Below are 16,143 nucleotides of genomic sequence, written 5' to 3'. Positions count from 1 at the left end.
CGGCATGCGCACGCGACGCTGAGCGACGGCGGCCCCGGCGTGTGCGATGCGCGATGCCGCGTGCCGGTTCGATCGGCGCGGCGCTTTCGCGCGCGTCGCTAAGGACTTCGGCGCGCGTCGCGCGGCGCGGACGACATGCGTGCGCGGCCGTTGCGCTGCTCGAGCCAGGCTCGCGCCTGCGCGCGCGCTTCGATGTGCGTCGCGGCAATGCGGAACGGATAGGGCGCGTGCTCAGCGCGATCCCACGCGCGGGCTTTCTCTTCATAGACGCATCGCCGCGCGAGGTCCGCCTCGATGCGGATCGCGCCGGCGCAAAGCCGCTGCTGCGCGACGTTGTCGCGACTCCATTGAACGTAGGCGGATACGAAGCGCGGCGAATGACGCGGCAATTCCTCGCCGTCCATCAGCAGCACGAACGGCTCGGCGCGCGTGTACAGCGCCTTGAACTGCGCGAGCCGCGCGTCCGCTTCCGTATCGGGAACCTGCGCAGGCATGTGCAGGTACACGAGCGGCCAGGAGCGGGTGTCGATGAAGTCGTTCATGAGTCCCTCGTCGGTAACGCCACGCAAGCGACAAGACTCGGGACAGACGATGCGTCGGACGGTTTTCGGGCGAGACGCGCAATCGATTCGCGGTTGCCTGAAAGAACCGTTGACGGATCTGCGATCCGTCATCTGCCTGCCCCGAGTGCAACGGCGCTGTGCGACGCGCGCTGCCTCGATTTGCGGTGCCTCTTATGACTGTGAACGATAAGCATTATTGTTTAGAAGCTCTACCCGAAACGGGTTTATTTCCGCTCGCATCGGTATCTTGCCGCCGCCCCAATAGGGCTCGCCCGGCACGGATGGCGATGCATCCGCGCCGGGCGAGCAAGGCGGGCAAGGGTGGCGAAAGAGAACGTCGCGAAAGCCTGCGTCGTGAAAAGCCCGAACGCCGCCGAACCGATCGTCAGCGACGCTGCTTGAACGCCGAGGGATTGACGCCGAACTGCTTCTGGAACGCCGCCGTGAAGTGGCTCGCGTTCGCGTAGCCCATATCGGCCGCGACGGTCATCACCGGCATGTCGGCGCTCGACAGCCGGCGGCGCGCTTCGTGCATTCGCTCTTGCTGGAAGAGCCCGTAGACGCTGTGATCGAACAGTTGCCGGAACCCGCGCTTGAGCTTGAGCACGCTGAGCCCCGTTTCCTTCGCGAGCATCGCGATCGTTGGCGCGCGGCTCAGATCCGCGAGCAGAAGATCCCGCGCGCGCAGCAGCTTCTGCCGCTCCGCCGCCGGTAGCGGCCATGCATGCGGCGCGGCGTCGCCATGCGCCTCGATCACGAGGCTCGCGAGCGCGAGGCTCTGTCCGAGCAGCCACATCGACGGGCGGCCCGCGCGGCCGTGCGCGTACCGATGCCTGTCCTGCAGCGCATGGCTCAACGATTGCGCGGTCGCGCGCATTTCCGCGTCACACCGGCACGGCGCGCAGCAGCGCGCCGAATCGAGCTTGCGTTCGAGCGCCGCGTCCAGGTTGGGTGCGAGCTCGCGCACGAGATCCGGCCGGATCGACACGGTCACGCTTTCGATCTGGCCCGAATGCGTTGCGCGGCCGCTACAATCCGGCGTGTAGCTGATGCATCCCGTGCCCGCCGACAGCACGTGCTCGGTTTCGCGGCTGCCGGCGTCGATCGAGAAGCGCGAGCGCCCCTGCAGCGCGCAGCAAAAATGAACGCGGCCCCAATCGTCGCGGACGTTCATCGAGATCGGCTGCCGCAGCGCGCCCTGCCAGACGAGCACGTCGATGCCGTCTTGCAGCGCGACTCTGAGCAGCCGGCAATCGGGCGCGGATTCGGCGGGCGGCGTCGGATCGGCGAGCAGCGTCGATATCGCGACTTCGGGTTTCGCAAGCGTAGAACTGGAAGAAGGCATCGGTGATCGTCTCCGCACGACATACCGATTGGGGTAGAAGTCGACCCGATCGGGGTGGAAATGTAAATGAGAATTGTTATCATTATTGCAATTCCAGTCGCCGCCGTCGAGACAATCTGCTCGTTTTGGAGAGTCAGTCTGCCTCGGCGGCTTCTCTCGCCCTTCGGGCGCGTGACGGTCTCGTCTCGCCATGGCGCGCGCCCACGGCGAGACAGGATTCCACGTGACGCACGATCGCACGATGAGTCCGGCCGTCCTTCGAGATCAACAAGGAGTGTGTTTCATGCGGTATCAGCGAGCCTGGCGGGGCAGGCTCCCGGCGTCGAACGCCTTTGCGATGGCAGTCGCGATTTCTCTCATTCCTTTGTCGGGCGTCGCTCATGCAAGCACTGCCGGCACGCCGTCGGCGAAGCAGTCGGACAGCGGTCCGGCCGGCGGGGCCGGCGCGGCGTCCGGCGTGACGGCGGCCGGTGAGCTGTCCGCCGTGACCATCACCGCGAGCAAACGCGATCAGTCGCTCGCGACGCTCAACGGCGCGGCGGTCGTCGTCGAACAGCCGGCGCTCGACGACGCGCAGGTCGCGAACACATTCGATCTCGCGCGCGTGCTGCCCGGCGTGCAGATCACGAGCGGCGGCTCGATGCTGTTTCCGATGATCGGCCTGCGCGGCATCTCGTCTGCGCAGGATTTCTACAACCCGGCGTTGACCGTGTATGTCGACGGCGTGCCGCAATTGCCGACGTTTTCGTCGCAGACGCTCCTCAGCGTCGATCGCGTCGAGTTGCTCAAGGGGCCGCAAGGCACGCTGTACGGCAAGAGCGCGGAAGGCGGCGTGCTGAACATCGTCACGCTGCCGCCCGACAACACGCCGCGCGTGCATCTGCGGGCGGGTGTCTCGAGCCGCGGCGGCAACGTCGAGCAGGCGGAGGTTGCGGGGCCGCTCGTCAAGGACTTGCTGTACGGCGCGGTGTCGCTCGCGCACGTCGATGCGCCCGGCGATTTGCGCAATCCGGTCAGCGGTGCGAATCATCAGGGCGGATCGCGCTCGTTCGCCGGCAGCGCGAAGCTGCGCCTCGCGCCCTCCGGCGCACCGTGGGAAGTGAACGTGTCGGTCGGGCGCGATTGCGCGAAGGCGACGCAGGACATCTATGTGCCCTTCGACGACATCGGCAGCCGCGCCGCGAACATCGATCCGCGGCTGCCTGCGCAATATGCGGAATCGTACATGCGCCGCTGCGGGAACAGCTATGCGCTGTCCGGGCGCTACGATTTCGGCCAGTGGCGTCTGTCCGCGATTTCCGCCTGGCAGACGGTCGACATCGAGCGGCGCTTCCCGTTTCTCCAGTATTTCACGCAGCAGCCGGAGGACTGGCGGCAGAACGTCCAGGAACTGCGGCTCGCGACGCACGCGCCCGGCCGGCGCTGGGACGCGGTGTTCGGCCTCTATCGGCACGACGTGCATCAGTCGCGCACGTACGTCAACGACATGGTGATTCCGTCGGTCGTCAATCTGTCGACAACCGCGTCGAGCAACGAGAGCAAGTCGCTCGCCGCGTACGGCGATGTCACCTGGCACGTGACGGACGCGCTCGATCTGTCGGCCGGCCTGCGGGCGTCGCGCGATCAGGCGTGGACGCAGTTCGCCGGCACCGCGATGGCGTCCGCGTCGACGTACGTGCCTTTCGCCGGCGTGAACGGCGCGGCCGGCAACCGGATTCTCGGAAAGGTGTCCGCCGGCTATCAGATCGATCCGGCGTGGCGCGTCTATGCGAACGTGTCGCAAGGCTATAAGCCGGGCGGCTTCAATCTCGCGCCGTCTAGTCTCGCGGATGCGCAAGGCTACGGTCCGGAGCGCGCGGTCAGCTACGAGCTCGGCGCGCGCTACACAGGGCGGTCGCTGCGCGGCAGCGTCGCGCTCTATCGGATCGACATCCGCAACGCCCAGCTCTACGGCAGCGATCCGCTCGGTTATCAGTCGCTGCGCAACGTTGGCGACACGCGCTCGACGGGCGTCGAGCTCGGCGTCGAATGGGGCATCGCGCGCGGCTGGACGGCGGGGCTCGACGGCTTCGTCAATCACGCGACGTTCCGCAGCTATGCCGATCCGTTCGGCTGCGCCACGTGCGCCGGTAACGACGTGCCGTTCGCGCCGCGCTATGGCTTCACGCTGAACGTCGGCGGTGAAGTGCCGACGCTGGTCGGCACGGTCCGGCCGCGTGTCGCGGTGCGCTGGCTCGGCGCACAGTACTTCGACGTCGCGAACAAGTTGCGCCAGGGCGGTTATGCGCTGGTCGACGCGTCGCTCGGCTGGCGTCCGCGCCGCGACGTCGAGTTCACGCTCTATGCGCAGAACCTGACGAACCGCGACTACCGCGCGTATGCGTTCCGTGCGCCGACAGGCAATCTCGCGCAGGTCGGACTCGGACGCACGGTCGGCGTGACGGTTGCGTTCGATTACTGACCGTGTGCGACGCGACGCGGCCGGCCGTATGGCTCGCCGCGTCGCGCGCGATGAGCGCGGCCGCGTGCCGTGCGTGGCGCGTTTCGTCGACGCAGGCCGTGTGCGTCGCGCGTGTTGTCGTGGCGTGCCGTGCGTTGACGCGCGGTCATCGCGTGCCGTCGCGCATCGCCGTGCGTCGGTGTTCGTCATCGTGCGGCACGGCGCCTATCGCCGTGCGTCGTCGCATGCCGTTGCAAATCGTCGCGCGCGAACGTGGGCGCGCCGTTTCGATCTCATTTAGCTCCGCCCGCTGCCGGGCTCACGAGGAATCGCCATGTCCGAACCACCGACCGAAGCCGTCCACTCAGATCGCCGAAGACGCGCGGATGCCCGCCCAAATCCGTGGAGCATCATGCGCCCGGTGCGTGCGCAAGTCCGTTTCGCGATGGTCGTCTCGTCGCTCGCGACGCTACTGAACATCGCATTCCTGCTGTCGCTTGCATGGACGGTCCGGCAGCTCGTCGAGCGGCCGCATGTCTGGCCGGCGTGGCCGGTCGCGGGTGCCATCCTGTGCCTCGTCGGCAGCTATTTTCTGCGGCTGGGCGCGTTCAGCCAATCGCACTACGCGGCATTCCGCCTCGAAAAGATCCTGCGCAGCGATTTGGCGGATCGCCTGACGCGCGTGTCGCTCGGCACGCTGCAGCAGGTCGGTGCGGGCGCGCTGTCGAAGGTCATCCACGACGACGTGAAGGCGCTCCACATTTTCGTCGCCGACAGCACGCCGCTCTATGCGCGCGCGTTCGCCGGGCCGGCGTGCACGCTCGTCGTGCTGCTGTGGCTCGACTGGCGGCTCGCCGCCGGAGCGGCTGCGGTGATGGCAATCGGATTCGGCGTGCTGACGCTCGCGATGCGCAACGCCGTCGAGATGAGCCGGCTGTACAACGACGCGCGCGAGCGAGTGAGCGCGGCCGTCATCGAGTTCGTGCAGGCGATGCCTGTCGTGCGCACGTTCGACGCCGGCTATTCGACGTTCGGCCGTTTTCAGCACGCACTCGATGCATATCTCGACGTGCTGACACGCTGGTATCGGCAGGCGGGTTTCTCCGCGCGTTTCTCGTTCGCGATGCTCAATCCGCTGCCGACGCTGCTCGTGCTGCTGTGGCTCGGCGTGTGGCTGATCGCGCGCGATGCATCGGATTTCGGCGTGTGGATCGCGGTGCTGCTCGTCGGCACCGGGATGGCGGAAGCGATGATGCCGATGATGATGCTCAATCACATGGTCGACAAGGCGAAGCTGAGCGTCGCGCGGATTCAGCAGACGTTGGCGCTGCCGACGCTGCCGATGCCCGTCGATGGGCGCGCGCCGGTCGATGCGAGTGTTACGTTCGAGGACGTCGGCTTCGGCTATGGCGCGCCCGCGGATGCGGAGCCGGGAACCGTGCCCGCCCGCCGCCATGCCGGCTATGACGATGAAGTGGAGGGCGACGGCAACGGCAACGGCAACGGCAACGGCAACGGCAACGCGCGCGTGCTGCGCAACGTGAGCTTCCACGTCCCGCAGGGCTCGACGATCGCGCTCGTCGGCCCGTCGGGCGCGGGCAAGACGACCGTTGCGCGGCTGATTCCGCGCTTCTGGGATGTCGATGCGGGGCGCGTGCTCGTCGGCGGCGTCGACGTGCGCGCCATGACGGCCGACGTGCTGATGTCGCAGCTCGCGTTCGTGTTCCAGGACACGTTCCTGTTTGCCGACACGATCGCGAACAACATCCGCCTCGGCTCGCCGAACCGCACGATGGACGACGTGATCGCGGCAGCGAAGACCGCGCAGGCGCACGACTTCATCATGTGCTTGCCGAACGGGTACGACACGCTCGCGGGCGAGCGCGGCGCATTCCTGTCGGGCGGGCAGCGGCAGCGCATCACGATCGCGCGCGCAATTCTGCAGAACCGTCCAATCCTCGTGCTCGACGAGGCGACCGCGTTTTCCGATCCGGAGAACGAGGCCGAGCTGATGCGCGCGCTGTCCGCGCTGATGCGCGGCAAGACGGTGATCATGGTCGCGCATCGCCTGTCGACGATTCGTCATGCCGATCAGATTCTCGTGTTCGATCGGGGCGCGCTCGTCGAAGCGGGTCGCCACGACGCGCTGTTGTCGATGCGAGGCGTTTATGCGCGGCTGTGGGACAGCCATGAACGCGCGCAGCGCTGGGCGTTGCGCGGCGGCGCGCAAGAGAATCGGACCGGCATCGAACTGGAGCGCACGCGATGAAACACGAATCGACCGAATCCCGGCGCCCTGCATCGTGGCGCCTGACGTATCGACGACTGACGAGCGTCGCGGGTCCGAATGCGGGCGCGCTGCGCGCGAGCATCGTCGGCCTGTGCATCGCCGCAGCCGCGCAGGGACTCGCGCTTGCCTGCCTGTTTCCGCTGATCGCCGCGATCGTCGACAAGCGGTCGACCGCGTCGGCGCTCGGCTGGCTGATCGCGATGACGCTGATCGCGGCGTTCGCGACGTGCGCGCGCTGGCGCGCGCAAGGCTTCGAATACAACGGGCGAATGGCATACACGACGCACGCGCTGCGCATGCGGCTCGGCGAGCAACTGCGCCGCATGCCGCTCGGCCTGCTGCAGGACAAGCGCTCGGGCGAGATGAACGCGCTGCTGCTCGGCAACGTCGACGAGAATCTCAACTACACGCTCGCGATCGTCAATATGATCGCGCTCGCGACCGTTACGCCTTGCGTCGTCGCGCTCGCCACGCTGTTCGTCGACTGGCGCGTGGGCCTGATCCTGCTGCTCGTGTTCCCCGCGATCGTGCCGCTTTACCGCTGGCGCCGGCCGGCGCTCGGGCGTGGGATGCGCGCGCTCGCGGACGCGCACAGTCGATTGAGCGCCGACATCGTCGAATTCACGCAAGGGCTGCCGGTGCTGCGCGCGGCATGCAGCGACGCGGCGAAAGCGTCGACGCTCGCCGACGGCTGCGCGAAACTGCTCGATATGCAGACGGCCGCGCATCGCAGGAGCGCGAAGCCGAATCTCATCGTCGCGAGCGTCGTCGAGCTCGGCCTGCAACTCGTCGTCGCGGCGGCCGTCACGTGGGTGGTGATGGGCACGCTCGAACTGTCGGTCGTCGCGGCCGTGATGGTGATCGTCGTGCGTTTCTCAGAGCCGATGGCGACGTTGATCGGCTATACGGCGGTCGTCGAGATGATCGAAGCCGCGCTGGAACGCATCGAAGCGTTGCTCGCGATCGAGCCGTTGCCGTCGCGGCAGCCGCCGTGCGTGCCGACCCGCTTCGAGCTGCGTTTCGACGACGTGTCGTTCCGTTACGCGCGCGCGACGGGCGACGCGCTCGGCGGTTTCAGCGCAACGCTGCCGGCGAACGGGATGACCGCGCTCGTCGGTCCGTCGGGTTCAGGCAAGTCGACGATCGCGCGCTTGCTGCTGCGTCATGCCGATCCGCAGCGCGGCTCGATCGAGATCGGCGGCGTCGACATCCGGCAGATTCCGGAAACGGCGCTGAATGCGCTGATTTCAGTCGTGTTTCAGGACGTCTATCTGTTCGACGACACGGTGCTCGCGAACATCCGCATGGCGCGACCGGATGCGACCGACGAGGAAGTCGAAGCCGCGGCCCGCGCCGCGCAGTGCCACGAATTCATCGAACGCCTGCCGCAGCGCTGGCAGACGCGGCTCGGCGAGATCGGCGGCAGGCTGTCGGGCGGCGAACGCCAGCGCATCTCGATCGCGCGCGCATTGCTGAAGGACGCGCCGATTGTGATTCTCGACGAGCCGACCGCGGCGCTCGACGTCGAAAGCGAACTGGCGGTGCAGCGTGCGATCGATGCGCTCGTGCGGGACAAGACTGTCGTCGTGATCGCGCATCGCCTGTCGACGGTCGTCGGCGCGGACCGGATTCTCGTGATCGACGGCGGGCGGCTCGTGCAGCAGGGGCGGCACGACGAGCTGATCGCGGTCGATGGTCGCTATCGGGCCATGTGGGAGGCGCAGTATCGCGCGAAGGCGGCGTTCGACGGGTTCGGCGCCGGGCCGGGCGATTGTCGCGCACCGTCGCCGGCGACGACGGATGGCGCGGTGGCGCCAAGCCGCTGACAAAGACAAGGGGGCGATTGACATGCACGCGGCTTCGCTCGTTCGGGCGAAATCGCGTGTGATCCGATTGCTGCGATTCGGCGTGACGGCGCGCGTGCCCGTGCTCGTGCCCGGCCGCGAGTGGCCGCGTCAATCCGCGGTGTCGCCGCCCTTCGGCACTTTCGCATGCGCCTTCCTGCCCGGCGCGGGCGACCATGCGGGACGCGTCTTGCGCGCCGAATCGACGACGACGAGATAGCGGCCCGCCCAAGGCGTGATTTGCCGATGCGCGCGCAGCACCCACGGCGCTTCGCCGCCGGCGGCGCGCGCTTCGTACTCGGCGTCGAGGATGCCGTGCTGATCGACGAAGACATTCAGCGACGCCGGAATCCGCACGCATCCCTTCGAGTGGCGAATGCCGAGCAGCGGCTCGAGAAATTCCGGGTCCGTCGCATGCATCTGGAAGCGCATCTGCGACACGCCGTCCTTGCCCCAGCCGCGCTCCGCGTCCGCCCAGCCGAAATCGTAGATGCGCATGTCGTGCTGGCCGTAGCCGCGAATGCCGTTGTCGTTCATCGTGCCTTCCGCGCGGAAATCCATGTTCGACGGCGTGTGCTCGAACACGCCGAGCGGCGTCACGAAATGGTCGTACTGGCCGGGCAGCCCGGTTGCGACGGGCGACGCGCCGATCATCTGCCATGCGTTGTTCCGCGTCGTGCGGAAGTAGATGAACGCTGCCTGCACGTTCCGGGCGCGATCGACGAGCACGACATATTCACGAGCCAGTTCGCCCAAACCGTTCGCGTCGAGCGTTTGCTGCAGGCGCTCGCCATACGCGCGCTGCTCGGCGAGCGGCACTTTCAGGCGTCGCGTGACTTCCTGCGCGAACGCGGTGCGCAGCGCGAGCGCGCGGCGCGTCACGTCCACGGACTCGGCTTCGGACAGCGGCGGCACGGGTGGGACGGTGAGCGTTCGAGGCTGTGCGGACTGCGCGCCCGATCCTTGCGCGGGCGCGGATGCGGCGGGCGTTTCGGATGTGGCCGACGCGTTCGACGCAGCCGACGCAGCCGATGCGCCGGACGATTCGGATGCCCTTGATGCGCTCGCACGAGCGTGAGGCGTCGATGAAGGAGAGGATAAAGACGAAGAAGACGCGGCGGATGCGCCATGGGCCGATTGCGCGGCCCCGGCGGGTTGCATGACGGACGCCGCGATGCCCGCGAGCGCGACGCATACGATCGCGCAAAGCGTACGCACACGTTCAAACGAGCGTTGCCGTGTGTCGCCAGGCTGATTCATCAAAGCAGTGCCCCGGGTCGTTCCAACCAGTGAGACATCGGTTCGGCGCGAGTCGGTATCGTGGGTCGCAAGCGTCGAGTTCTTTTATCTACTTGGTTCGCATTTTCGATGCCGAAGTTCCGGCGTTTTTCCGCTCGCGCAATGAATGCGAACGGCCCACGCAACGACGATCAATATCGTTTCGGTGCTTATTTTACGTATCCCGGTGAACGGTTTTCTGATCGAGATCTGAATTCGAGCATTCAATGTTCAGACATGAAAGGCGGCGGCATCTCGTTTTAGGCGCGGCCTGGCCGCGCCGGCGCCGCTAGGCGCAGCGTCACATCTCCCGCACGAACCACGCCCGTTTCGCCGACGCAAGCATGCCGCGATAGACGATCCACGAGACGGCGAACGTCGCCGGCGCGGACAGCGTTTGCACGAAGCCCGACGCCGTCGTCAGCATCATCCCGACGAACACGCCGGCGAACCACGCGGTCAGCCCGCCGGGATTGAACGCGGGCACGTGCGTGTCGCGGCATTCGATGTCGCCGCCGAGCAGTTCTTCGTAGCGCGTCGACCGGATGTGCGCGAGCGCGACGCCGACCCACGCGACGATGAACACGCCTTGCCAGGCGAGCGCCTGCAGCAGCTTCGAGAAGATGTCGGCCATCATCAGCGCGTAGACGACCGCGCCGACGACGAGCGCCCACACGTATTTCGGCGCGCGCAGCCCGGCGACTTTCTGGAAGAACGCCTGCATGTTGACGGTTGCGAGATAGTAGTTCGCGGTGTTGATCCGCGATTGCGTGACCCAGACGAACAGCAGCCCCCAGACGCCCATCAGCTTGAGCAGCGCGGTGACGACCGATACTTCGGACAGCGTGCCGAGCCCCGGAATCGTGCTGACGAGATAGATGCCGGCCGCGCCGTTGACGACGAACGTGACGAGATAGAACGGCATCCCGAAGTTCCAGCGGCCGTGGTAGGCCGCGTCCTCCCGGCGGCCGAAGCGCGCGTAGTCGAACGTGAACATCATCAGCACCCACACGCCCATGTAATAGACGAAGCAATTCCACCAGCCGTCGGCGGGCACGCTGCCCTTGGGGCCGAAATCGAGCCACGCGGCGTTGTAGCCGTAGCGGTGCGTCGCGAGCACGACGGCCGCGAGCAGTCCGAACAGATAGAACGGCAGCAGCACGCCGTTGAACTTGTCGAGCCAGTGCTGCACGCTGCCGAAGATCAGCGGCACGCTGTAGCAGACGACGATCAGCGCCGCCCATTTGTAGTCGAGCGCCGGCATCAGGCTGTGCGCGGCGACCGCGATCACCGAGCCTTCGAACACCGCGTAGTAGATCGCGGTCGCGAAAAAGATCAGCGTCGCGAGCGCGGCGCCCGCGCTGCCGAACAGCACGCGCGAGAACAACGCGACCGACAGGCCGGTGCGAATCGCATAGCGGCTCATCACCGCGTTGATCAAGCCGTATGAGACGACCGACAACACCATCCCGATCAGCGCGTTGCGCGCGCCGTAGTCGAGCGCGAGCGTCGCGCCGACGACGATGTAGAACACCGCGCTGCATACCGCCCACCACGCCATCGTCAGCGGAAATGCCGGCATTCGCGCGCCGTCCGGTATCGCGACCGTCGAAAGATCCAGCTCGCCTTCGGCGGCTGCCTGAGTGGTATTGGCCATGATCCTGCTCCGTTGGCACTTGCATTCGGGAAATGCGCCGCGCCCGCCGCGACGTGCGGCGGCGACGCGGCGCACGCGTCACAACGTCAAGGCATCCCAAACAAAGGACGCAGGCCCTCGCACGCGGCGCGATGCGCCGCGCGATTCGTTATCGATATCGACGGGAAAAAGCGGAGCGGCGGCCGTCAGCCGCCGTGCGGCCACAACGCGTCGCGCAGACGCGCGAGCCGGCGCTGCGCGTCTCGCCGGGCGGCGAGCGCATCGGCCATCGTCACCGCGACGAAGCGCGCCTGATGGTTCGGCTGCATCTGGCCGATCAGATCCATGTCGGCGCTGATGACCGTGCCGATCGTCGCGTAGCCGCCGCCCGACACCGCGTCGCGATGCAGGATGATCGGCTCGAGGCCGGCCGGCACCTGGATCGAGCCGATCGGATAGCACGCGTCGACGATGTTCGACGGATCGGCGCCCGCGCCGAACGGCTGCTCGCGCTCGCGAAAGCGCAGCGCGCGGCCTTGCCGGTAGCGATAGCCGATGCGGTCCGCCTCCGGCGCGACGACCCACGTGTCCTCGAAGAACGTGCGCGCCGATTCGTCGGTCAGCCGGTGGTGGTAGAGGCCCGGCAGCACGCGCAATTCGACTTCGCGCGCGAGCGGCGCGCGCAGCGTGTCGGACAGCGTCGCGCCTTCGCGGCCGGCGCGCTTCGCTGCGCCGATCGGCAGCGTGTCGCCTTTTTGCAGACGCCGCCCTTCGTGTCCGCCGATCGCGCCGAGCGTGTACGTCGAGCGGCTGCCGAGCACGACCGGCACGTCGACGCCGCCCGCGACCGCGAGATACGCGCGCGCGCCCTGCTTCACGTAGTCGAACGTCAGCGTGCTGCCCGCGCGGATGCGCAGCGCGACGTTGCACGGCTGCGCGGCGCCGTCGATTCGCGGCGCCATCTCGGCGCCCGTCACCGCGATCAGCGCGTCGCGATGAAACCGCAGCTGCGGGCCGAGCAGCGTGCATTCGAGCACTGCGGCGTCTTCGTCGTTGCCGACGAGCAGGTTCGCCGCGCGCAGCGAGAATTGATCGAGCGCGCCGGACGGCGGAATGCCGACGTGGTAGTAGCCCTGTCGGCCGGCGTCCTGCACCGACGTCGCGAGACCCGGCTTCACGACCTCGATCACGTTGAACGAATCAGTTGGCATCCAGCACCTCGACGAGAGAACGGTTGTACGCGCACGGATCGCGCAGGAACGCATCGAGCGCGAACTTCACCGGCTTCACGCGCAACGAGAACGTGCCCGCCTCGACCTCGGCGATCGCCGCGTCGTATGCGGTGCGATCGATCGGCTTGAACTTCACGATGTCGCCGGGGCGGAAGAACACCATGAAGTCGCGCAGATAATCGAGCCGCTGCGCCGGATCGAAGATCGGCGCGGGCGTCACGCCGAACATCTGATAGCCGCCCGCGCCGCGCACCGAGTAGATGCAGCCGAAGCAGCCGCCGTGGCCGACGGTGAGTTTCGGCGTGTCGGTGCGCGGCCGCAGATATTTCGGCACCTGAAGCTGCCGTTCGCGTTCGACCATCTGGTACATGAACGGCAGGCCCGCGACGAAGCCGACCATCGACACGAACCACGGCGAGCCGGAATGCGCGGCGACGAATTCGTCGACGTCCTGCTTGCCGTTGATTCGCGCCGCGTATTCGAGGTCGGTCGAGTCCGGATCCTGATGCCGTTCGCGAAAGCGCATCAACGTCTCGTGCGTCCACGGATCGTTGTAGAGCACGGGCACCTCGACGATCCGCGTATCGATGTTCAATTCCGCCTCGCCGACGTCGGCTTCGATGTCTTTCAACAGCGCGAGCAGCGCGTCGGGCGCGATCACGTCGGGATCGTAACGAACCTGATAGGACGCATTCGCCGGGCAGATCTCGCTCACGCCCGGCACCTTGCGGCGCTGCAGCTCGCGCGTGATCGCGGTGCCTTTGAAGAACGCGTCGAGCGACATCGATTCGCTGATCTCGACGAAGATGAATTCGTCGCCGCCGAACGTGTATCGGATCGTCATGCTGCTTCTCCCAGCCTCGGCGATGCGCCCGCATCGGCGTTAAGCCGCGCGCGCCATGCGTTCATCCAGGCTTCCAGGTAGTTCGTGTGATAGCGGCCCGCGCGCACGCCGTCGTCTTCGAGCAGCGCGCGATGCAGCGGCGCCGTCGTCTTCACGCCGCCGATGCGCAGCTCGCGCAGCGCGCGTGCGAGTCGCGCCAGCGCGGCCGCACGGCTCTCGTCGTGCACGATCAGCTTCGCGAGCAGCGAATCGTAGAACGGCGGCACCGTGTAGCCCGGATAGAGCAGCGAATCGATCCGCACGCCGGGGCCGGCGGGCCACACGAGCTCGTCGATGCGGCCGGGATTCGGCCGGAAATCGTGGACCGGGTCTTCCGCGTTGATCCGGCATTCGAGCGCGGCGCCGCGCAGCACGATGTCGTCCTGCGCGAAGCGCAGCGGCTCGCCGTCCGCGATGCGCAGCATCTCGCGCACGAGATCGACGCCCGTGATCGCCTCCGTCACCGGATGCTCGACCTGGATCCGCGTGTTCATCTCGATGAAGTGGAACTCGCCGCGCGCTTCGTCGAACAGATACTCGAGCGTGCCCGCGCTGCGATAGCCGACTTGCCGCGCAAGACGCGTCGCCGATGCGCACAGCGCGTCGCGCAGCGCGGGCGTCAGCGAAGGCGACGGCGCCTCTTCGAGGATCTTCTGGCGCCGCCGCTGCAGCGAGCATTCGCGCTCGAACAGATGAACCGCGTTCGTTCCGTCGCCGAGCACCTGCACTTCGATGTGCCGCGCGTGCGCGATGAAGCGTTCGAGATAGACGCCGCCGTCGCCGAACGCGGCCTGCGCTTCGCGCTGCGCGAGCGGCAGCTCGGCGTCGAGCTGCGCGGCGTCGTGCGCGACGCGGATGCCGCGCCCGCCGCCGCCCGCGGCCGCCTTGATCATCACCGGGTAGCCGATGCGCTCCGCCACCGCGCGCGCTTCGTCGAGCGATGTCACGACGCCGTCGCTGCCCGGCACCGTCGGCACGTTCGCGCGCCGCGCGGTCTCGCGTGCGCGGGCCTTGTCGCCCATCGTCGCGATCACGTGCGCCGACGGACCGACGAAAATCAAACCCGCCGCCTCGACCTGCGCGGCGAAGCCCGCGTTTTCCGACAGAAAGCCGTAGCCGGGATGAATCGCGTCGGCGCCGCATTGCCGCGCGGCGGCGAGGATCGCGGCCGGATTCAGATAGCTCTTCGCCGCATGCGACGGGCCGATGTGCACCGCCTCGTCGGCCATCCGCGCGGCGAGGCTGTCGCGATCCGCGTCGCTGACGGCCGCGACCGCGCGCATGCCGAGTTCCTGCGCGGCGCGAATCACGCGCACCGCGATCTCGCCGCGATTCGCGACGAGCACCGTCCTGATCCGCGACGGGCGGTAGAACGAAGCGTGCGTCGAATTCATGTCGTTCATCGCGTTCACGCCTCGACTCGCATCAGCACCTGCCCGGCGTCGACGGGCTCGCCGTCTTCGACGAGCACGTCCACGATGCGGCCCGCCGCCGCCGTTTCGATCTCGGTGAACTGCTTCATCACTTCGACGAGCCCGACGACCACGCCGAGCCCGACCGTCGAGCCGACTTCGACGTAATGGTTCGCGTCGGGCGACGGACGCCGGTAGAACGTCCCGGGCAGGGGACTGACGATATCGTGTTGTGCCATCTCGGTGTGCTCCTCAAGCCTGATCGATGCGGATTGCGGCCGCGGCGGGCGCGGCGATGCGGATGTCGTGCGCGACGAGCGCGTCGCGGGTCGCCCGGACGAGTTGCAGCGCGCCCGGCGTATCGCTGTGAATGCAGATCGAATCGAAATCGATGTCGATGTCTTCGCCGTCGACGGTCGAGACGCGGCCGTCGACGCATGCGCGCAGCACTTTGTCCGCGACCTGTCGCGGATCGAGCTTGCCGGCGCGGCGCGTGAACACGATCGAGCCGCTGCGGCCGTAGTCGCGGTCCGCGTAGAACTCGCGTACGACCGGCTGGCCGAGCTCGCGCGCGATCCGGTGCGTGACCGACGCTTCCATGCAATACAGCAGCAGCGTCGGATCGAGCTGCTGCAGCGTCTCGACGAGGAGCCGCGACAGCGCCTCGTCGCGTGCGGCGCGCATGTAGAGCGCGCCGTGCGGCTTCACGTGCTGGACGCTCACGCCGTGAAAGCGTGCGAACTCGCGCAGCGCGCCGAGCTGATACAGGATGTCGTTGACGAGCGCTTGCGGCGCTTCGTTGACGTCGCGGCGGCCGAAGCCCACGAGATCGCGAAAGCCGGGATGCGCGCCGATGCCGACGCCCGCGTTCTTCGCGAGCTGCACGGTGCGCGCCATGATGTTCGGGTCGCCCGCATGAAAGCCCGTCGCGATGTTCGCCGAGCTGATGAGCGGCATGATCTCGTCGTCGACCCCGTCGCCGATCTTCCACGGACCGAAGCCTTCGCCCATGTCGGAGTTCAGGTCGACGCTGTGTTTTCGCATGCTGAATGCCTCCTTCGCCAACGGCCCGCGCACCGGAAAGGGCGCCTCGACCGCGTTCGAAGCTAGGTTAGTCGGGCGGCGCACGCCAAAATAGTTCTATTTTTATATGTCTCGATATCGATTTTTTCGATATCGGCCGATGTGCATGGATTCGTCCGATCGTTGCCGGTCGCGTG

12 protein-coding genes are annotated in these 16,143 nt (G+C 67.3%); 3 read left to right on the top strand and 9 right to left on the bottom strand.

From position 1 onward, the window contains the following. Positions 1–98 precede the first annotated feature (98 nt). Together BG90_RS19175 and BG90_RS19170 are read right to left on the bottom strand one after the other, a co-directional pair. Positions 99–674 carry a hypothetical protein gene (locus tag BG90_RS19175; RefSeq protein ID WP_234419679.1) on the bottom strand — a complete coding sequence of 192 codons (576 nt, stop codon included), beginning with the start codon at positions 672–674 and terminating at the stop codon, positions 99–101. A 274-nt stretch (positions 675–948) separates the two neighbouring features. Further along, the gene (locus BG90_RS19170; RefSeq protein ID WP_010111375.1) at positions 949–1,908 is read right to left on the bottom strand and encodes a helix-turn-helix transcriptional regulator; all 960 of its coding nucleotides are present in this window, start codon (positions 1,906–1,908) and stop codon (positions 949–951) included. A 337-nt stretch (positions 1,909–2,245) separates the two neighbouring features. On the opposite strand from BG90_RS19170, the gene BG90_RS19165 reads away from it, so the two are divergent. The 3 genes from BG90_RS19165 to BG90_RS19150 all read left to right on the top strand — a co-directional run bounded on the left by BG90_RS19165 (position 2,246) and on the right by BG90_RS19150 (position 8,464). Then, positions 2,246–4,369 carry a TonB-dependent receptor gene (locus tag BG90_RS19165; RefSeq protein ID WP_010117782.1) on the top strand — a complete coding sequence of 708 codons (2,124 nt, stop codon included), beginning with the start codon at positions 2,246–2,248 and terminating at the stop codon, positions 4,367–4,369. Positions 4,370–4,760: 391 nt separating this feature from the next. After that, positions 4,761–6,617 carry an ABC transporter ATP-binding protein gene (locus BG90_RS19155; protein ID WP_010117784.1) on the top strand — a complete coding sequence of 619 codons (1,857 nt, stop codon included), beginning with the start codon at positions 4,761–4,763 and terminating at the stop codon, positions 6,615–6,617. Next, on the top strand, positions 6,614–8,464 hold the full coding sequence (locus BG90_RS19150) for an ABC transporter ATP-binding protein (protein ID WP_010111379.1): 1,851 nt from the start codon (positions 6,614–6,616) through the stop codon (positions 8,462–8,464). The genes BG90_RS19155 and BG90_RS19150 overlap by 4 nt, the downstream gene beginning before the upstream one ends. Positions 8,465–8,593: 129 nt before the next feature. Here the strand turns inward: BG90_RS19150 and BG90_RS19145 are convergent, their stop codons facing one another. The 7 genes from BG90_RS19145 to BG90_RS19110 all read right to left on the bottom strand — a co-directional run bounded on the left by BG90_RS19145 (position 8,594) and on the right by BG90_RS19110 (position 15,967). After that, complete coding sequence (locus BG90_RS19145; RefSeq protein ID WP_081469886.1) at positions 8,594–9,742, bottom strand: hypothetical protein; 1,149 nt, start codon at positions 9,740–9,742, stop codon at positions 8,594–8,596. A gap of 319 nt (positions 9,743–10,061) precedes the next feature. Continuing rightward, positions 10,062–11,417 carry a purine-cytosine permease family protein gene (locus BG90_RS19135; RefSeq protein WP_010117789.1) on the bottom strand — a complete coding sequence of 452 codons (1,356 nt, stop codon included), beginning with the start codon at positions 11,415–11,417 and terminating at the stop codon, positions 10,062–10,064. A gap of 185 nt (positions 11,418–11,602) precedes the next feature. After that, the gene (locus BG90_RS19130; RefSeq protein ID WP_010117790.1) at positions 11,603–12,607 is read right to left on the bottom strand and encodes a 5-oxoprolinase subunit C family protein; all 1,005 of its coding nucleotides are present in this window, start codon (positions 12,605–12,607) and stop codon (positions 11,603–11,605) included. After that, entirely contained in the window at positions 12,597–13,472 is an 876-nt protein-coding gene (locus BG90_RS19125; RefSeq protein WP_010111384.1) for a 5-oxoprolinase subunit B family protein, read from the bottom strand. The genes BG90_RS19130 and BG90_RS19125 overlap by 11 nt, the downstream gene beginning before the upstream one ends. Continuing rightward, positions 13,469–14,914, bottom strand: a complete 1,446-nt coding sequence (locus tag BG90_RS19120; RefSeq protein WP_010117791.1) for an acetyl-CoA carboxylase biotin carboxylase subunit — start codon at positions 14,912–14,914, stop codon at positions 13,469–13,471. The genes BG90_RS19125 and BG90_RS19120 overlap by 4 nt, the downstream gene beginning before the upstream one ends. Before the next feature lie 5 nt (positions 14,915–14,919). Further along, positions 14,920–15,162 carry an acetyl-CoA carboxylase gene (locus tag BG90_RS19115; RefSeq protein ID WP_010117793.1) on the bottom strand — a complete coding sequence of 81 codons (243 nt, stop codon included), beginning with the start codon at positions 15,160–15,162 and terminating at the stop codon, positions 14,920–14,922. Positions 15,163–15,175: 13 nt separating this feature from the next. Next, positions 15,176–15,967, bottom strand: a complete 792-nt coding sequence (locus tag BG90_RS19110) for a 5-oxoprolinase subunit PxpA (RefSeq protein ID WP_025990108.1) — start codon at positions 15,965–15,967, stop codon at positions 15,176–15,178. Positions 15,968–16,143: the final 176 nt, after the last annotated feature.

It is taken from the genome of Burkholderia oklahomensis C6786 (assembly GCF_000959365.1).
GTDB lineage: Bacteria > Pseudomonadota > Gammaproteobacteria > Burkholderiales > Burkholderiaceae > Burkholderia > Burkholderia oklahomensis.
The sequence above is the reverse complement of the archived record's forward strand: the minus strand, read 5'-3'. Positions and strand labels throughout refer to the sequence as shown.

Coding starts and splice junctions, on each gene's coding strand:
- BG90_RS19175 (WP_234419679.1), bottom strand. CDS start 674: ATGACGGATCGCAGATCCGTCAACGGTTCTTTCAGGCAACCGCGAATC.
- BG90_RS19170 (WP_010111375.1), bottom strand. CDS start 1,908: ATGCCTTCTTCCAGTTCTACGCTTGCGAAACCCGAAGTCGCGATATCG.
- BG90_RS19165 (WP_010117782.1), top strand. CDS start 2,246: ATGGCAGTCGCGATTTCTCTCATTCCTTTGTCGGGCGTCGCTCATGCA.
- BG90_RS19155 (WP_010117784.1), top strand. CDS start 4,761: ATGCGCCCGGTGCGTGCGCAAGTCCGTTTCGCGATGGTCGTCTCGTCG.
- BG90_RS19150 (WP_010111379.1), top strand. CDS start 6,614: ATGAAACACGAATCGACCGAATCCCGGCGCCCTGCATCGTGGCGCCTG.
- BG90_RS19145 (WP_081469886.1), bottom strand. CDS start 9,742: ATGAATCAGCCTGGCGACACACGGCAACGCTCGTTTGAACGTGTGCGT.
- BG90_RS19135 (WP_010117789.1), bottom strand. CDS start 11,417: ATGGCCAATACCACTCAGGCAGCCGCCGAAGGCGAGCTGGATCTTTCG.
- BG90_RS19130 (WP_010117790.1), bottom strand. CDS start 12,607: ATGCCAACTGATTCGTTCAACGTGATCGAGGTCGTGAAGCCGGGTCTC.
- BG90_RS19125 (WP_010111384.1), bottom strand. CDS start 13,472: ATGACGATCCGATACACGTTCGGCGGCGACGAATTCATCTTCGTCGAG.
- BG90_RS19120 (WP_010117791.1), bottom strand. CDS start 14,914: ATGAACGACATGAATTCGACGCACGCTTCGTTCTACCGCCCGTCGCGG.
- BG90_RS19115 (WP_010117793.1), bottom strand. CDS start 15,162: ATGGCACAACACGATATCGTCAGTCCCCTGCCCGGGACGTTCTACCGG.
- BG90_RS19110 (WP_025990108.1), bottom strand. CDS start 15,967: ATGCGAAAACACAGCGTCGACCTGAACTCCGACATGGGCGAAGGCTTC.